Genomic DNA, 16,004 nt, shown 5'->3' with positions numbered 1-16,004 from the left:
TTTAGTGAAAATCATTCCCCTTCCTCATCAATCTCTCATTGCTAGATCAAATCTGCGTAGGCGCAGCTTGCCGTAGGCATTGCTTTTCATTGCAAGCGCCCACACCAAAATTGAGCAAGTATTGCTCCTCTAAACAAACCTGCTTTCCAGAATTAATCTGGTAAATGTTTGGTCAACAGTTTCTGCCCCTGCTCACCCATCTCTTGCAGTATTAACTCAATTTGCCTCATTGCCATAGGCGACGGCTTGGCGTGTCCGTTTTCCCACCGATTTGCAGTCGGATAAGTCACGCCCAATGTTGCGGCGAATTGCTCTTGTGTTAGACCAGTACAAATACGAAGTTCTCGGATGAGCTTCCCAACTTCTGGTTGGTTGATTATCAAAGGTTTTTTGATGGTCATTTAGCTCAATTCCTATTACTTTATGTGATCAATGATATATATTTCATTACATCGTAGTAGTGGTAAACCTGTATTGTAAGTTCGAGAATATACCGAATCTTTTCATGAATTTCGTACTGATCAGTAATTATATTTAGCTATTTTATAGTATATTGTGATACTTAAATAGTACTGTTCTTGGTTAACCCTCAGACTCTGGCTTTAGAAAAGCTTTGCAATAGACTGCTCATTTCAGCCCCCAAACCGTGCTGCTGGCTCAAGCTCTATACATTCTTGTAAATGAGAACGACTTTGGTGAACAAGCCCTGCCAGTACTGGAAGCCAGGTTTGCTCATTTTCGATCAATGTCGCTGCTGCTTTTCGACGTGGAAGCCTTACAGATAATTGATTCCCTAGCCGAAACATTACATTGTCCCAACCCGCATCAACAAGATGAATTAGCAGGTGCATCAGATTTGGATGCTGATTTGATAACAGACTGTAAACAAGGGTTATATCTATTTCGACATCTGATAGTGGTGTTCCTATTGAACTCGATTTTTTGTCTGACACCTTGCCTCCTTTACTTAGATTCACAAATGGAGAGATTATATTTCATGCAGAGAAACTGTATTTTCAGAAATGAGCAAGGTAGCCACCATCAACTGCTAAAACTTGACCCGTAATGTAAGATGCGGCTGGAGAAGCAAAGAACACAACTGCACCTGCAACTTCTTCTGGAGATCCCCAACGACCGAGAGAAGTTCGCTTTTTCAACCATTGGGCGACTTTTAGATCGGCAACCACATCTGCATTGCTCTGTGTTGCGAAAAAGCCGGGAGCAACTGCATTGACAGTAATTCCAAAAGCGCCAAGTTCAGCAGCAAGGGTGCGAGTTAGGGCTTCGAGTCCTCCTTTAGCTGTTGTATAAACTGCATCGCCTGCATCGGCAAGTTGTCCTGCGATCGATGTGATGTTGATGATTCGACCATTACCCTTGTGTATCATCAGTTTTGCCGCTTCTCGTGACAAATTGAATGGTGCAATCAAATCAGCATTAATTAATCGGCGCACTGCATCCATTTCAAACTCGAACAATCCACGACGATCGCGCATTCCGACATTATTGACGAGAATATCTAAACACCCCTGCTTTTCTTGGATCTCTATAAATGCATTTTGAACCGCAATTTCGTCTGTCACATCAAACGGTAATGGAAAAACAAAACCGCCGCTTGCCTCAATAACTGCAACTGCTTGATTAAGACGTTCCAGGTTTCGCCCATTGACGATAACACGCGCACCAGCTTTAGCAAGTGATTGGGCAATTTCTAGCCCTAGTCCCCCTCCGGCTCCAGTTACTAAAGCAATTTTTCCAGTTAATGAGAACTCTGATAACGTCACAACATTTACTTTCCACAATTATATTGAGCCGAGATACCAATAGCTTGACAACAGAGTTTTAATAATAGAAATGCCCTCACCAAAGGGCAAGGGGCTATGCTACGCGCTTAGGAAAAAAGAACACTCACGATAAAATTGAAATTTTGGATTTATAACGGCTTTTATACCACATATAGTATATCGGAATACCGAAGTTTACAATCCGGATAAATAACAAAACCTTGCTATTGGATGAGGTTTCAATTTCTTTTAAAGCGTCAGCGTGGCGAAAGGGTCATTGGGCCTCATTGAGATTGAACCGGATAGTTACCAAATATGAGACACTAAGCATGAATACAATTTCATATGAACGCTCATTTGTAAAAAAAGTGCTAATAAATTTTAATTGTCAACTATATAATTGTTGCTATTTATGCTGAAAATAAGGAAAACTTATCGTTTTCAGGGCAATGCAAAATAGTACAAATTTAAGCATCGATTGTGTAGACAAGCTTAAGGTACTGACGGATTAGGGCAAACGCATCTTGAGGTACGTTCCCTTGTAACATTGGTCAGTGTAGATGTGTGGGGCGGTTTTGCCAAAGTCATTTTTGAAGAGGTCACTGGATGACAAGAATAGATTTGATTTTTTATAGTGGTGGTGGTGGACACCGCAGCACTGCAAATGCTTTGTCCCAAGTCATCAACAAGCAACAGCCGAACTGGCAACCCAGGCTAGTCAACATTGAAGAAATTGAAAATATAGAGCAAGCGGATATGTTCTATAAAATGACTGGTAAGAATGGAAATGATATCTACAACCTGGTACTAAAAAAAGGCTGGACATTCCTCATTCCATTATTTCCATTACTTCGGACTCTGGCAAAGGCAAACATTCGTCAAAATTATTCTGAGCTGATAGCTCTGCTTGAAAATCACTGGGGGAAGAATCAGCCGGATTTAGTAGTATCCTGCATTCCATTTTATAACCGAGTACTCAGGGAAAGCTTACAAAAAGCAATGCCCACAACACCCTTCGTCACTATTCTTACGGATTTTGCGGATTCTCCTCCTCATTTCTGGATAGAACCACAGGAGCAATTCTTAATCTGTCCTACTGAACAAGCAGTCGAACAAGCACGCGCGTTGGGGCATCAGGAAAAGCGAATCTTCCGCACATCAGGATTGGTAATTAATCCCCGGTTCTACGAACCCATTACTGTCGATCGCCGAAGCGAAAGACAACGCTTGGATTTAGATCCAGATTTGCCCACTGGATTGGTTCTGTTTGGCGGTTATGGCTCTAAGGTTATACTCGAAATTGCCCAACGTCTCGAATGTTTTCAAGACAAGCTCCAACTCATTTTTCTTTGCGGGCGAAATGAAGAGTTAGCTTCAGCACTCCTTCAAAGTCAAGGTTTTCAGAAGCGGTTTGTCACTACCTTTACTGAAGACATTCCTTATTATATGCATCTTGCCGATTTTTTTATTGGTAAGCCAGGACCTGGTAGCCTCAGCGAGGCTACGGCCATGAAGTTACCTGTGATTACAGAACGCAATGCCTTAACTATGATTCAGGAAACATTCTCTTGTGAATGGATTACGGATAAAGAAGTCGGGATTGTAATTTCTAATTTTCACAATATCGAGAGGGCTGTCGAAAAGCTAATTCAACCAGAAAACTATTCTCACTACCGGGCTAATCTCAACACCCTTAATAACCAGGCTGTATTTGAAACAGTTGATATTTTGGAAAAAATTTTGAAAGCTCCTATTTAAGTAAGGATTCAGGTTAACTAGAGTTTAGACTAAAAGCAGGCGATCGTTAACAAACGAGTGTACGTGTCGTTAGTATAAAATTTTTGGAGGGACAGTCTGCGGTTAACACAGACTCCCAACGCCTGTAGATGAGAGAATAACCACAAACTCTCACCTGCCAATATGAAACTTGCCAAACTTGAAGAACTTCGTCAAGCCGCTTATGAGCATTTAGGTAGAGCGCATAATGTGACCTTTGAACTGACGGATGCAATATTGCTGACTCGTAACGCCTACAGTTTGGCAGTTTCGTTCTCCTCGTGGCGTGGGTGGTCGGCGCCGGTGCATTCTTCAAGACCATAGGTCAAGAGCGGCAGACTGTGCCCGGTTTTGCTTTTAAAGGTCGGCTGCTCGTCGCAGCTTCGGATGCCGATATGCTCGCCTCTGCGTACATTGACACTCACCTGGGTACACCAGCCGGAGCAGATACGCTGTCGGTGATACGGCTTGACCGGCCGCCTGCTGAGATGCGATCGGCTACGCGAGTGCCTTTTGCGTCTCAACCGCCTCACCGATATGATTCCCAAGTGTCGAGTTCAGGGAAAAATCCGCATTGGTAGTCTAGAAGTGGTAAATTCCAAAATCAATGTCATCGCCTTGCGGCGTCAAGTCGGCATAATTTTTCAAAAACCCAATCCCTTTCCTTTCTCAATATGGCAGAATCTGGAATTACCTTTGCCAGAGCATGGCATCAGCGATCGCTACCAAATTGATACAATTATCGAAACCAGCCTCCAAGATGTAGGGCTATGGGATGAAGTAAAAGACCGTCTGCAATCTTCAGCTTTAGCTCTTTCTGGTGGGCAGCAGCAACGTTTGTGCATAGCTAGAGCCTTGGCTTTGCAGCCAGAAGTCTTACTACTGGATGAACCTTGTAGCGCCCTCGACCCTATTTCCAGCAACGTTGTTGAAGATTTAATTATCAGTTTGCGCCAGCGCTATACTCTGTTAATTGTTACTCACAATCTGGCTCAAGCCAAGAGAATTGCAGATCGAGTCGCTTTATTTTGGGTACAAGACGGCATTGGACAACTGATTGAATCAGGTACTGTAGAGCAGGTTTTTAATCATCCTCAACATCCTTTAACAGTTGCTTATGTAACTGGTGCCAGGGGTTAAATCCACAAGCTAATTTTTTCATCCCAAGGGGCAGGTTTGCTAATTTGCTTCCATATAGGACTATACAACGCTTCATGTAGTTCGCGTGCTAGTACCACCAAACCTGCATAACCAGCGTAAGCATGGTGACGTTCATGGTTAATGTCTAAAAAAGGAATTTGCGCTTTGAGTGCTGTATATTTATTTCCAGCCCCAGCAATCAACACATCAGCTTTTGTTTGGTTTAATACCTTTAATAATGCCTGGGGAGTTGTGTCCGACAAAACCATTCCATCTTCACCAAGATATTGTTTAATTTTAGCTTTCTCCTCCTGTGTTGTTTTGCCATCCGTAGCTGCAATAACTTCCATTCCCAAGTCTTGGGCTGCTAAGATCAGTGACCAACTTTTCACACCACCAGTAGAAAGAAGAATTCGCTTACCTTTTAAATCAGCAAGGTAAGGAGCTAAAGCAATATCTAGAGCAGCATTTTCTTGGGCAATTAACTTTTCTGTACGTTCTTGAAGCTCATGGACAACAACACTATCTCCCAAGGATATGCTTAATTTTGCTGCAACATTCTGTAAACAATTGTTTAAGTTAGTCGCACCATAGAAAGACTCTTCAATATAAGGAATTCCATAGCGTTTTTCCATAGTTTGTGCCATTTGTATAGCTACATTTGAGCAAAGTACTACATTCAATTTGGCACGATGAGCATAGCAAACTTCTAAATAACGAGCATCACCTGTAATTTTGGAAAGAACCCGAATACCCATTTTTTGTAACAATGGTAGGATATTCCATGTTTCACCTGCAACATTATAATCACCAACAATATTAATATCAAATGGTGTGATAACTTCAGGTTCTGCTGTACCAATGACAGCATTCAATAAAGTTTCATTACCGATGCGATTCCCTAAGTTTTTACTACCAATAAATCCATCTGCATTTACATAGACAACTGGAATGTTAATTTTTTGTGCAGCTAGCTTACAGACACTATCAATATCATCACCAATCAAAGCAGACAGACAAGTAGCGTAAACAAAAATAGCGGCAGGATGATAGCGGTCAGCAACATCCACAATAGCTTTGTACAGTTTATTTTCCCCACCAAAAACGATATTACCCTCACTAAAGTCAGTAGTAAAAGCTGTTTGATATAATTCAGAACCTGATGAGAGGCTACCATGAGTTGCCCAAGGATTATGAGTACAAGAAACAGCACCATGTACTAAATGAACAGCATCAGTAATAGCTCCGACAGAAACCATCGCTCCGTCAAAAGGACAATTTCCTTGGGTTGAACCTGGTTGTGGTGGTTTTGTGCAAGTGAGTTTTTTCTGGTTAGATTTGCAAACTGTTTCACTGAGTGCTTCGTTAATTGTTACTTGAGTATTCTTCATGTTTTTTCTCCTGTTGAAGATGAATACAAAACAGCCAAGAATGAGGAGTTAAGAGTGTATTGTCTCTCTATCTTCTTTCTTTTATTATTCTTAATTACCAATTTTTCTCACTATTATCCACTCCTCGTGATATGTCGTGTTAGAGGAAGTTTATTGGGACTGATTTCTGGAAAATTACAAAAAACAGCAATTGAGCCACTAGTATTTCAGATAAAACAAGCAACTATTCTGACGCATTCTGTATTTTTAGAAAGCCTGTTATAGCAATCCTTAATTGCATGAGGTACATCTTAGCTTCTAACCTCTAGCCCCTCTCCTCAACGAGATGTAACTCACTAAAATGAGAACCACTATAATTTTTTTGCTAATTTTAGTTTATCTAAATATTAGTTATGCTAATATTTAGATAAACAATTATTGTTGTTATATTTTTAAACCAAATGTTATTAGATAATTAAACAGAATAATTAGGTACATTGTCTCTCTGTACCTAATTATTCTGTTTGATGATTTAACTAAGGAATTTAATTTTTTACTAATACTTTTATAGGTATCTTATTTAACGCTTATAGCACCTTAGATTTAGGTCATCATAACCTTATTAATTTTAATATACAGTAAATCTATCGATTAACCGGATTAAAGCGTGGAATTTCTTTTGAAATTTGAATTCTGGGAGCAGAGTTTTGATCGTCTGAATGAGTATCTACAACAATTGCAAGCAGAGGAAAAGAAACGCGATCGCTCATAGGTTGCGATTGACATTACCATCGGTTAGGGAAAGCGTCGTAACTCGCGTCTTGAATGCCCCACGTAAACTCGTCTTCGAGACATAGACTCAGCCCGAACACGTTAAACGTTGATTTGGGGGTTGCAGCAGTATGACAATGACCGTTTGCGAAATCGACCTGCGCGTGGGTGGCACTTAGCGCTATGTCTTGCATGACTCCGGTAACGACATTGAACACACATTTTTAGGAGAGTACCGTGAAATTGTGCCGCCGCAACGATTGATTGCTGCCAAACACTACGAACCAGTTCCCAACAACGACCACCTGAATACGTTTACCCTGACTGAACAAGACGGAAAAACGACGCTGCACATCGCAATGCAAGGGTTGCTCAAGTACTTAGTCGCTCTATGGGCGATTTCCAAAAGGGTACTCATGCCCTAAAATGGGATGGGGTGTGTAAGGTTCTTCTAAGAATTTGCGCTCTTGATCAGACAGTTCTAAATCCACCGCCTCGACAGCCTCTTTGAGATGTTCGATCTTGCTAGCGCCTATTATGGGAGATGTTACACCTGGTTGATGCAATAGCCAAGCTAGGGCAATTTGTGTGGGTTTAACCCCTCGTTTTGTAGCTAATTCAACTACGCGCTCAACTACTTGAAAATCTGAATCTTGATAGTAGAGATTGTGAGCGAATTCGTCAGTTTTTGCACGTAGTGTTTGGCCATAGTCTGACTTGCTGCGATTCCCTGACAAAAAGCCCCGCGCCAGGGGACTCCAAGGAATAATACCAATCCCTTGATCTCGGGATAGAGGTATTACTTCTCGTTCTTCTTCTCGATAGACTAGGTTGTAGTGATTTTGAATTGATACAAAGCGAGTCCAGCCGTGAATGTCTGCTGTATAAAGGGCTTTAGCAAACTGCCATGCGTAAACACTAGAAATCCCCAGGTAACGGACTTTACCTGCTTTCACAAGATCATGAAGTGCTTCTAGGGTTTCTTCGATTGGTGTCTCATAGTCCCAACGGTGAATTTGGTATAAGTCTACATAATCGCTCTGTAGTCGCCGCAAAGAAGCATCAATGCTATCAAAAATATGTTTGCGAGATAGTCCTCGATCATTTGGACCATCGCCGACTTTACCATGTACTTTGGTAGCAATAACAACCTGATCTCTGTTTGCAAAGTCTTTGAGCGCTCGCCCGACAATTTCTTCACTAGCGCCCAAGGAATAGACATCGGCGGTATCAAAGAAGTTAATCCCCAATTCCAAAGCCAGTTTTATAAATGGGCGACTTTCTTCTTCTTCTAATACCCATTGGCGCAATTTACGGGAGCCATAAGTCATCGTGCCGAGGGTGACACGCGATACTTTGAGTCCAGTTTTGCCAAGATTTACATATTTGATCATACTGTCTGCTCTACTTTTGTTGGGATACTTAATAACGTTGTGACATTTCTAGAGCCAGTTGGGAGATGCAATTGGCTTCATCGGTGCGTCCTCAGAAGCTGTAGTGTTAGCTAGTTGTTAATGAATCAGTAGAATGTTGTTACCAGAGGCTTTGCACTTTTCTCGTATACCTGATCTGCCTAGAGTATTGCAAAGCTATGAGCATTACTTTGCAACAGCTAGGATTTAAATACTATATACCAATCGAGTTACCGGAGTTAATGACTATAAGATTAAGAATCAATCCAACGGCTCACTGCTGGCAATTGTGTAGAGAACCATAGCGCACCTAAGATATTTAGACTGCCACAGACAATCAAGGCATTAGTCGCACCAAACTTATCTGCCAAAGTTCCAGCTAACAGATTCCCAAAGGGTATCATACCCACCATTGCTAGGGCATAAAAACTCATCACCCGTCCGCGCTTATCCTCGGCAACTAGGGTTTGGATAATCATATTACTACTGGTAATCAGGAGGATAGAAAAGCAGCCTGTAAACACAAGTATGATTATGGATAATCCAACTTGACGCGATAGTGAGAAGGAAATCAGACTTATCCCAATCAAGACTTGAGCGACTACAATCAAACGTTCTAAACCCACAATCCCTCGCCTAACACTTAGATACAAACAAGCAAACAACGAGCCAATGGGCGCTGAGGTGCTGAGGTGAGCCATCGTAGTTGCATCCCCATTTAAAATCTTAGCCGCGAAGACGGGCATGAGCGCGACATGAGACATCCCGACTAAACCTTGTAATGCCAGTATTAATAAAATTGCTCTAATCGGCTGCAACTTGGAGATATATTCAAAGCCCTCCCGCAATTTGTGCAAAGTATCACTCAGGCTCGTAAGGGTTTGCATTGGTCTGACTTTCAGCCGCATCGCTAGCAGGGTAAAGATGGCAGGAATATAGCTGAGGGTATCGTAGAGAAAACAATATTTCACCCCTAGCGTCGCAATCAAAATCCCGCCCATAGCGGGCCCCAATACCAGCGAGGAACTTAACATCACTGAATTCAAGGCGATCGCATTACTCCAATCAGCGCGATCATCTACGGTTTCGGTGACGATTGTATGACGCACGGGCATATCTAATCCCTTGAGCAAACCATTGAGAACACTCAGTACCAATAGGATGGGAAACGTCATCGAATTCCTAAAGGTAAGAATCGTTAATGCCAGGGAAACGCTAATTCCCAATATCTGCACCACCATTAACAAGTCACGACGACTCCAGCGATCGGACAATACGCCCGAAAAGGGAATCACTAATAAGGTAGGTAAAAATTGTACAAAGCCTGCAACTCCCAACAACCAAGCCGATTGAGTCAAATCGTATACCAGCCAAGGAATAGTTAATTGCTGGGTCATAAATGTCCCAGACATTGATAGTAACTGTCCACCAAAAAACAGGCGAAAATTACGCCAGCGAAAGGCGGGTAAATACTGGTAAATGATATTACTTATGCGATCGCCTAGTTGTCTGTTCCAAATTTTCATTAGCGGAATTATACGATGTTATCCTAAATCTTAGATTGACTAATATTTAGTTTTACTAATAAGTATAGGATAATTGCGTAGTTTACCGCCGCAGGCATCGCGTCTGGTTTTGTAGCAAGCTTGCTGATTCAAAGGTTAAGCCTTATTCCTAACGGCATCCGGTGTAACTGCTGCATACTGCTGGGCGGTTAAAGTTGCTCCTCGAATATCGACTTGTTTTGGCACAACTTTCAGTTGATATAAAAGATCCGCAACCTTTTGTTGAGCATTAATCACTTCCTCAGTAATTGGTTTCATGTCATACTTTCTTCTCGCCAGTGTTAACTCCATAGTATCCACATCAGTCTTGACCTTTGGTGCGAGGATTTCAGCAGCAGCCCGCCTGTTTTGGTTTGCCCACTGCCCAACTTCATAGTACTCTGACAAAATTTCTTTCAAAAGTTCAGCATTATTAATTGCAAAATCTCGTGAAGCTAGGTAATAACTTCCTGGGGGAGCAACGCGAAAAAGTGAGATCGGGGTTTAGTTCTCAATTACACCTCTATATTCTCAACAAAACTTGGTTTTTTAGTTGCGATCGCATCCCGAAACAAGCTATATACGTCCCAGGTTGCAGCACCTCACAAAATCGCGTTGCTCCCACTTCCTGGCGTCTTAATTCCTTGCGCGTTTCGTAAGATCCGAATACTGCCTTCCCGTTGCAGCTTGATCAGACTAGGATCGCCTTCTACAAAGGCATCAACCGTCTTGCTCAAAAACGCTGCTCTTCCATCTGCAACGGTTAGATTCACTGATTCAATATCACTGATTTTTAGCCCTATCTCTTCAAACGCTTTCACCACAAAATAGGTCTGAGCCGTCCCTCTAGAATAAGCAACTTTTTTACCTTTAAGACCGGCCAATGTTTGGATTGGAGAATCCTTTAGCACAACAATTGCTGAACCTTCTCCAGTACCTGGTGGGGTGTTAACTACATAGATCAAATTAGTACCAGCAGCCTGGGCAAAAATTGGTGGTGTTTCACCGGTTGGCCCCATATCGATACTACCCACATTTAAGGCTTCTAAGAGCGGTGGGCCGGACACAAATTGAGACCAAGTAACACCTATTTCTTGAGGAGCCAATCGTTTTTCAATTACGCCTTTTTCGTGGGTTATATCCCCGGAAACTTGGTAGCCAAGTCGAACGAGCTTGGTACTGCCTTTATTGTTACTAGTGGCATTAGTACTCAAGGTTGTACTGCTGCTATTGCCTGTGCTGCCGTTATTTGTTCCACAACTGACTAAGGCAGTAAAAGACGCTAACCCATAAAAAGTGTAAAGTAAATCACGCCTGGATATTGAGTACTTTCCAATTTGCGGTCTGACCATAGCTTTTTACCTCATCTTGACCTTTTTTTAATTTTTAATTTCGAGGAGCGACTTGACGCTGATACCGTGAGAGCAAAATCTCTGCAAGCTGACCGAATCGATTAGAGGGTTCTATCCTTGACAAGAAAGCTAGATCAAATCGCATCCGGTTTGGTGTCAAAACTAGTTTTTCCCCCTCTGCTCTTTAAAGTGGAGAAGAAAAGGGGGAGTAAAGTTTTGTATTTGAAAGAATTCACAACCTTTAGCTAGCTGAACTTTAGAAAGGACGGCTTCCTCGAATGCTAACCCGCTTCAAAATCCGGGTTGCGTTGGAATTAAATTCGGGGCGATAGTGAGCCGTTGCCTGGTTGTCCCAATAAAGCAGGTCGCCCTTGCTCCAGTGGTGTTGATAAACAAAGTGGGGTTGCTTAATGTGTTCCCGCAACCGCTCAATTAGCTTTGCCCCTTCCACTGGATCGTAATCAACAATATCTACCTCGCTAGCGGCATTTAGGAACAGAACTTTCTTGCCAGTATCTGGGTGAGTGCGAACCAAAGGATGGGTAGCAACTCGTTCACCGGGTTCAACGGAACGACCAGCTGCGTAAGCAGGCTCAGGATACTCATCCCGATACTTGCCATAGAAATTAAAATGGCGCAACTGCAAACCAGCAATCTGCTTCTTGGTAGCATCATCTAGTTCTTCGTAAGCCTGAATCAAATTCACCCAATAGGTATCAGGGCCATTCTCAGGTAGTTCTACCCCATATAAAAATGAACCGCTAGATGGTGTAGGCAACCAGTCGTGGTCGATATGGGGTAAAAGTTCACGATAGTTGGGTGCAAGATTGACGGAACTTTCTTGGGAGGCAGCATTTGCAAGAGTAAGAACAAGGGGTGGCAGGTACGGCTCCGTTTCTCCTTTACGGATATAAGCAGGCTGTTGGAGAATGTCGCCAAAGTAATTCGCAAACGCTAATAATTGGTCGTCAGTCAATTGTTGATTTTTGAAGATTAGGATGTGGTGATCACGCCACGCCTGCTTGAGTTGCAGGATTACTTCTGGTTGTGCTGCAAGACTGGCATCTACACCAGTAACAACTGCTCCTAAAGCTGCTCCAGTAGGCGTAATCTCAATTCGTGTTGCAGTAAATGTCATAAAAATTTCTCCTTGCACTTTGCGGTTTGTAGCTTACGAAAGCACTGGTTGTGCTTCTTTAGACTCAGCTTTCTGCTTGAAGACAGTTGGTACTTCTGCGTTGAACACCTCACCTTGAACCACTTGGGAGCGGAAACCATCAACTCCAACTGGAATATCACCAGTAATGGTGGTGCGATATAACAGACGCTCGACATCCAAATGATCTAAATCTTGAGGAGCTAAATGCACAGTGGCGCGGTTATCCCAGAACGCGATATCACCATTGTTCCAACGGAAACGGGTGGTGTAGGCAGGTTTGGTGATTTGGTTGAAGAACAACTCAAGTAACAGTTTGCTCTCTTGTGGTGACACGTCAATAATCTGCGAGGTGAAGCCAGGGTTAATGAACAACGCACGTTCACCAGTCTCAGGATGAACCCTGACTACTGGGTGGATTGAGACTAGTGGATTAACAGCAATGCGCTCGTCGAATTTGCCATTGCGGGGCTGATACCCGCCCCCATTAAAGCGATGTTCAGCTTTCAATGTGTCTGCTAGCGCCCTTAGGGGTGCTGACAGTCCCTCATAAGCCGCAACTAGATTACTCCAGTGAGTGTCACCACCGAAGCTGGGGACATTAACCGCGCGTAAAATTGACCCTGCTGGTGGGTTAATAGCTGCCGTTACGTCTGTGTGCCAAGGACCACCAGTGCGAAAACCGTACTGCTTCTCATAGAGCTTACGATCTACGGGTTTGATCTGTGGGAATCCAGGAACTGGTTCAGGCTCTCCGAGTGGATGCGCGAAAGTTACTTCACCGAAACGAGATGTGAACTCAACCTGAGCAGCATGATCGATGTTCTGACCACGAAAGAACACAACTTTCCATTTCAATAACGCTTTACGGATTTCTTGGACTTGCTCGTCAGAAAGAGGACGGGAAAGGTCTACGCTACCGATTTCGGCACCGATGAAACCAGCAACTTGTCTAACTTCTATATGTTTGTAGCCCATGTAGATTCTCCAGAGTTTGATCTGTAGGGTGGTGTTCACACTCGCCTGTTTCCTTTGGAATTTTGCCAATAGTCTGATCGCAACATTCCTGTGCTGGGAGTAGAACTGAGAATATCATACATTATCTCGATAGATTTACCGTAGTATATATTGCTATTTAACAATTTCCTGTGTTTTTGCAGCTAGGATCTTCGGAATTAGAGACACTGATGCCCTTCTCTACGAGAGGCTGCGCCAACGGCTTGGTGCAGTTCCTACCCCACGGGAACGCTAAGGGCGAACAAGTGGGGAGAGCTGCTGTTAAGACCTGCTTCACCTGTTGCCCGTTAAGAGTTCCCTTTTAAGAACGAATGAGGGTTTAGTCAGTAATTTTGGGACTGGCAATCATTACCAGTTGCGTAAGCGCAGCCCGTTGTAGACATCGCTGGGATTGCTTCATTCATGAGTTCAAGGTGTTTATAGAGCAATGGATATCCTTGAACCAAAAGTGGTATAAGAAACAATACGCTTGGGTCAAGCCAGAAAAATAAATTTGCGTAGGTTGGGGAACCAGTGCGTTGGGCGGGTTTCCCGACTTGAAGCAACTGGCGTTTGAGGAAGGAAACCCAACATTTTCGGGCATTTGTTGGGTTTCACTTCGTACCCCTACGGGGATCTCGCTACAACCTAACCTTGTATAGGACTCCTATTTGATTTCTGAACAAGACTGCGAAATAATACGGAAATCTATACAAGTCTAATAAGCAACGATGATAAGTCCGCATTTACCAACTGGGACACTTCCAGCAGAAGTATCCCGGCAACAGTCAGCAGAGCAAATAGCACTTTATGCGATCGCGGAACTACAAGATTTTATAACTCTGCGTCCAGATGCGCGTGAACTAAGGAAAGCTTTGGCAGTAAAGTTGGTTTATCAAGGTTACTTGTATGATGAGATTCAAACAATTCTAGACGTATCACGAGGATCAATAACAGCTTGGAAACAATCCTACGAGCAAAATGGAATTGACGAATTGCGGCTGAATTATAAAGGAAGGAAGAGTTATCTTTTGGGTGAGCAACGAGAAGAAGTTTTGAGTTGGCTACAAACCAAAGATATCTGGGAGCTTGGCGAACTGGAATATAAGCTAGCTTTTAAGTATGACGTAGTTTATGAGTCAAAACAAAGCTATAGGACTAATATTTGATTTCTGAAAAAGCTCGGTACAGCTCGAAAAGCCTAATTCCTTATTCCCTACTCCCCACTCCCCGCCCACGTATATAATTTCAAAAATCAAATACGATTCCTATATAGTGCTTGACTTATGTTTTCACAAGATGTAATTTATCAATATTAGACAAAACATCGGTAAATTAATCGGATTTTAGTAGTTTAACAAAAATAAATATTTTTGTTGTAAATTATCATAAATTAAGATTTAAGAGTTTCTGCATAGTATCAAACATTGAAAATTTTGTCTTAATATTTATTGATATGAAATACGGATTTGTACAAAATAAATAATGTTATGTGAAAAATAGATCACCGAAAACTACGACGAAAAGGGAAAATTTTTATCTAAAATCCAAAATGATATAAATTTGAATAAAAGTTGAATCTTATTGATGAACTACAAGCATTCAATTAAAAGTAGCAAAATTGAGAATATTAGAGATGGAAAAAAACATTACTTTCTCACACTAATATTCATTCAGGGAATAGCGATCGCACTCTTATTCATCAATACAACCGCATTTGCAGCCACAGTCAATCCCTGTCCCCAAGGTATGGCGATGATTTCAGGAGGAACGTTCAAAATGGGGTCTGATAATTCTAGTTTTGTGGAGGAGCGATCGCCTGGAGATGTAACGGTGACTAACTTCTGTATTGATAAATATGAGGTAACAAATGCACAATTTGGTGAATTTGTCAAAGCTACAGGATACGTGACAGTTGCAGAGCGTCCCTTATCTGAAGAACAGTTTCCCGATTTACCCGATGAGCAGCGATTACCGGGTTCCTTAGTGTTTGAGATGACAAAACCAGGTGTCAAGCAAGTTTCCTTTCTGAGTTGGTGGCATTGGACTACTGGGGCGAATTGGCAACATCCCTTTGGCCCAGACAGTGCGATTGCTAACAAATCCAACTATCCAGTTGTTCACATAGCTTATGAAGATGGCCTAGCCTACGCCAAATGGTCAGGAAAATCCCTACCCACCGAAGCTCAATGGGAATATGCCGCCCGTGGTGGCTTGGATGGTGCAACCTATGCTTGGGGCAATGAATATTCTGAGCATAGAGCCAACACTTGGCAAGGAATTTTTCCCTTTTTCAACACCAAAGCCGATGGTCACTTGGGCATTGCTCCCATCGGTTCTTTTGCACCCAATGGTTATGGACTCTATGATATGACCGGCAATGTTTGGGAATGGACTACTGATTTCTTTCAAGTCGGACATGATCGCAAATTCCATAAAATTAATCCTATTGCCTTAAATCAAAGCTTTGATCCCAAAAAGCCAGATGAATCAAAGTTACACGTAATTAAGGGGGGATCATATCTGTGCGCTCCCAATTACTGTAGCCGCTTCCGTCCGGCGGCGCGGGAGTCAGAATCACCGGATACGGGAACTACTCATATCGGGTTTCGGCTAGTTAAAAATTTGGTTTCCAGCACACTACCTTTGAGGGAGCAATGCGATTTTGTGAGATCATCATAAAGACAGCAGGGGAGCAGGGAG

Annotated in this window: 14 protein-coding genes and 1 pseudogene; 5 read left to right on the top strand and 10 right to left on the bottom strand. The window is 42.5% G+C overall.

The window, feature by feature from the left end; translation table 11 throughout:
- Positions 1 to 152 precede the first annotated feature (152 nt).
- The 3 genes from ACFE90_RS08375 to ACFE90_RS08365 all read right to left on the bottom strand — a co-directional run bounded on the left by ACFE90_RS08375 (position 153) and on the right by ACFE90_RS08365 (position 1,784).
- Positions 153 to 401, bottom strand: coding sequence for a helix-turn-helix domain-containing protein (locus tag ACFE90_RS08375; protein WP_375499465.1), 249 nt, complete (start codon positions 399 to 401; stop codon positions 153 to 155).
- A gap of 231 nt (positions 402 to 632) precedes the next feature.
- Positions 633 to 953 (bottom strand): hypothetical protein, encoded by a 321-nt coding sequence (locus tag ACFE90_RS08370; protein ID WP_375499463.1) that lies wholly within the window; start codon positions 951 to 953, stop codon positions 633 to 635.
- A 63-nt stretch (positions 954 to 1,016) separates the two neighbouring features.
- Positions 1,017 to 1,784 (bottom strand): SDR family oxidoreductase, encoded by a 768-nt coding sequence (locus tag ACFE90_RS08365; RefSeq protein WP_375499461.1) that lies wholly within the window; start codon positions 1,782 to 1,784, stop codon positions 1,017 to 1,019.
- Positions 1,785 to 2,390: 606 nt separating this feature from the next.
- Here ACFE90_RS08365 and ACFE90_RS08360 point away from each other — a divergent pair.
- Together ACFE90_RS08360 and ACFE90_RS08355 are read left to right on the top strand one after the other, a co-directional pair.
- A complete protein-coding gene (locus ACFE90_RS08360) occupies positions 2,391 to 3,542 on the top strand; it encodes a glycosyltransferase (RefSeq protein WP_375499459.1) in 1,152 nt (383 codons plus the stop codon).
- 486 nt (positions 3,543 to 4,028) lie between these two features.
- Positions 4,029 to 4,700 (top strand): phosphate ABC transporter ATP-binding protein, encoded by a 672-nt coding sequence (locus ACFE90_RS08355; RefSeq protein WP_375499457.1) that lies wholly within the window; start codon positions 4,029 to 4,031, stop codon positions 4,698 to 4,700.
- Here the strand turns inward: ACFE90_RS08355 and nifE are convergent.
- Complete coding sequence (gene nifE, locus ACFE90_RS08350) at positions 4,697 to 6,091, bottom strand: nitrogenase iron-molybdenum cofactor biosynthesis protein NifE (protein ID WP_375499455.1); 1,395 nt, start codon at positions 6,089 to 6,091, stop codon at positions 4,697 to 4,699. The genes ACFE90_RS08355 and nifE overlap by 4 nt on opposite strands.
- A 938-nt stretch (positions 6,092 to 7,029) precedes the next feature.
- On the opposite strand from nifE, the gene ACFE90_RS08345 reads away from it, so the two are divergent.
- Positions 7,030 to 7,266, top strand: a complete 237-nt coding sequence (locus tag ACFE90_RS08345) for an SRPBCC domain-containing protein (RefSeq protein ID WP_375499453.1) — start codon at positions 7,030 to 7,032, stop codon at positions 7,264 to 7,266.
- On the opposite strand, the gene ACFE90_RS08340 is transcribed toward ACFE90_RS08345, so the two are convergent.
- From ACFE90_RS08340 to ACFE90_RS08315, 6 genes are all read right to left on the bottom strand, one after another.
- A complete protein-coding gene (locus ACFE90_RS08340; protein WP_375499451.1) occupies positions 7,231 to 8,235 on the bottom strand; it encodes an aldo/keto reductase in 1,005 nt (334 codons plus the stop codon). The two genes, ACFE90_RS08345 and ACFE90_RS08340, sit on opposite strands and share 36 nt — an antisense overlap.
- A gap of 272 nt (positions 8,236 to 8,507) precedes the next feature.
- The gene (locus ACFE90_RS08335; protein WP_375499449.1) at positions 8,508 to 9,779 is read right to left on the bottom strand and encodes an MFS transporter; all 1,272 of its coding nucleotides are present in this window, start codon (positions 9,777 to 9,779) and stop codon (positions 8,508 to 8,510) included.
- A gap of 135 nt (positions 9,780 to 9,914) precedes the next feature.
- Positions 9,915 to 10,205, bottom strand: a complete 291-nt coding sequence (locus tag ACFE90_RS08330; RefSeq protein WP_375499447.1) for a hypothetical protein — start codon at positions 10,203 to 10,205, stop codon at positions 9,915 to 9,917.
- Between the two features lie 194 nt (positions 10,206 to 10,399).
- Complete coding sequence (locus tag ACFE90_RS08325) at positions 10,400 to 11,149, bottom strand: ABC transporter substrate-binding protein (protein ID WP_375499445.1); 750 nt, start codon at positions 11,147 to 11,149, stop codon at positions 10,400 to 10,402.
- Positions 11,150 to 11,405: 256 nt separating this feature from the next.
- Complete coding sequence (locus ACFE90_RS08320) at positions 11,406 to 12,287, bottom strand: TauD/TfdA family dioxygenase (protein WP_229456309.1); 882 nt, start codon at positions 12,285 to 12,287, stop codon at positions 11,406 to 11,408.
- Between the two features lie 33 nt (positions 12,288 to 12,320).
- Positions 12,321 to 13,283, bottom strand: a complete 963-nt coding sequence (locus tag ACFE90_RS08315; RefSeq protein WP_375499495.1) for a TauD/TfdA dioxygenase family protein — start codon at positions 13,281 to 13,283, stop codon at positions 12,321 to 12,323.
- Between the two features lie 749 nt (positions 13,284 to 14,032).
- Between ACFE90_RS08315 and ACFE90_RS08310 the strand changes: the two are divergent.
- Together ACFE90_RS08310 and ACFE90_RS08305 are read left to right on the top strand one after the other, a co-directional pair.
- Positions 14,033 to 14,455 (top strand): annotated as a pseudogene (locus ACFE90_RS08310) (transposase); the annotation flags it as partial.
- 433 nt (positions 14,456 to 14,888) lie between these two features.
- Entirely contained in the window at positions 14,889 to 15,983 is a 1,095-nt protein-coding gene (locus ACFE90_RS08305; protein ID WP_375499443.1) for a formylglycine-generating enzyme family protein, read from the top strand.
- The last annotated feature ends 21 nt before the right edge of the window (positions 15,984 to 16,004 follow it).

The organism is uncultured Nostoc sp. (assembly GCF_964245445.1).
In the GTDB taxonomy this organism is placed as follows: domain Bacteria; phylum Cyanobacteriota; class Cyanobacteriia; order Cyanobacteriales; family Nostocaceae; genus Nostoc.
The sequence above is the reverse complement of the archived record's forward strand: the minus strand, read 5'-3'. Positions and strand labels throughout refer to the sequence as shown.

What these genes read in the sequence shown, in the direction of transcription:
- ACFE90_RS08305 (WP_375499443.1), top strand. Translation starts at nt 14,889, where the DNA reads ATGAACTACAAGCATTCAATTAAAAGTAGCAAAATTGAGAATATTAGA.
- ACFE90_RS08360 (WP_375499459.1), top strand. Translation starts at nt 2,391, where the DNA reads ATGACAAGAATAGATTTGATTTTTTATAGTGGTGGTGGTGGACACCGC.
- ACFE90_RS08325 (WP_375499445.1), bottom strand. Translation starts at nt 11,149, where the DNA reads ATGGTCAGACCGCAAATTGGAAAGTACTCAATATCCAGGCGTGATTTA.
- ACFE90_RS08340 (WP_375499451.1), bottom strand. Translation starts at nt 8,235, where the DNA reads ATGATCAAATATGTAAATCTTGGCAAAACTGGACTCAAAGTATCGCGT.
- ACFE90_RS08320 (WP_229456309.1), bottom strand. Translation starts at nt 12,287, where the DNA reads ATGACATTTACTGCAACACGAATTGAGATTACGCCTACTGGAGCAGCT.
- ACFE90_RS08375 (WP_375499465.1), bottom strand. Translation starts at nt 401, where the DNA reads ATGACCATCAAAAAACCTTTGATAATCAACCAACCAGAAGTTGGGAAG.
- ACFE90_RS08335 (WP_375499449.1), bottom strand. Translation starts at nt 9,779, where the DNA reads ATGAAAATTTGGAACAGACAACTAGGCGATCGCATAAGTAATATCATT.
- nifE (WP_375499455.1), bottom strand. Translation starts at nt 6,091, where the DNA reads ATGAAGAATACTCAAGTAACAATTAACGAAGCACTCAGTGAAACAGTT.
- ACFE90_RS08315 (WP_375499495.1), bottom strand. Translation starts at nt 13,283, where the DNA reads ATGGGCTACAAACATATAGAAGTTAGACAAGTTGCTGGTTTCATCGGT.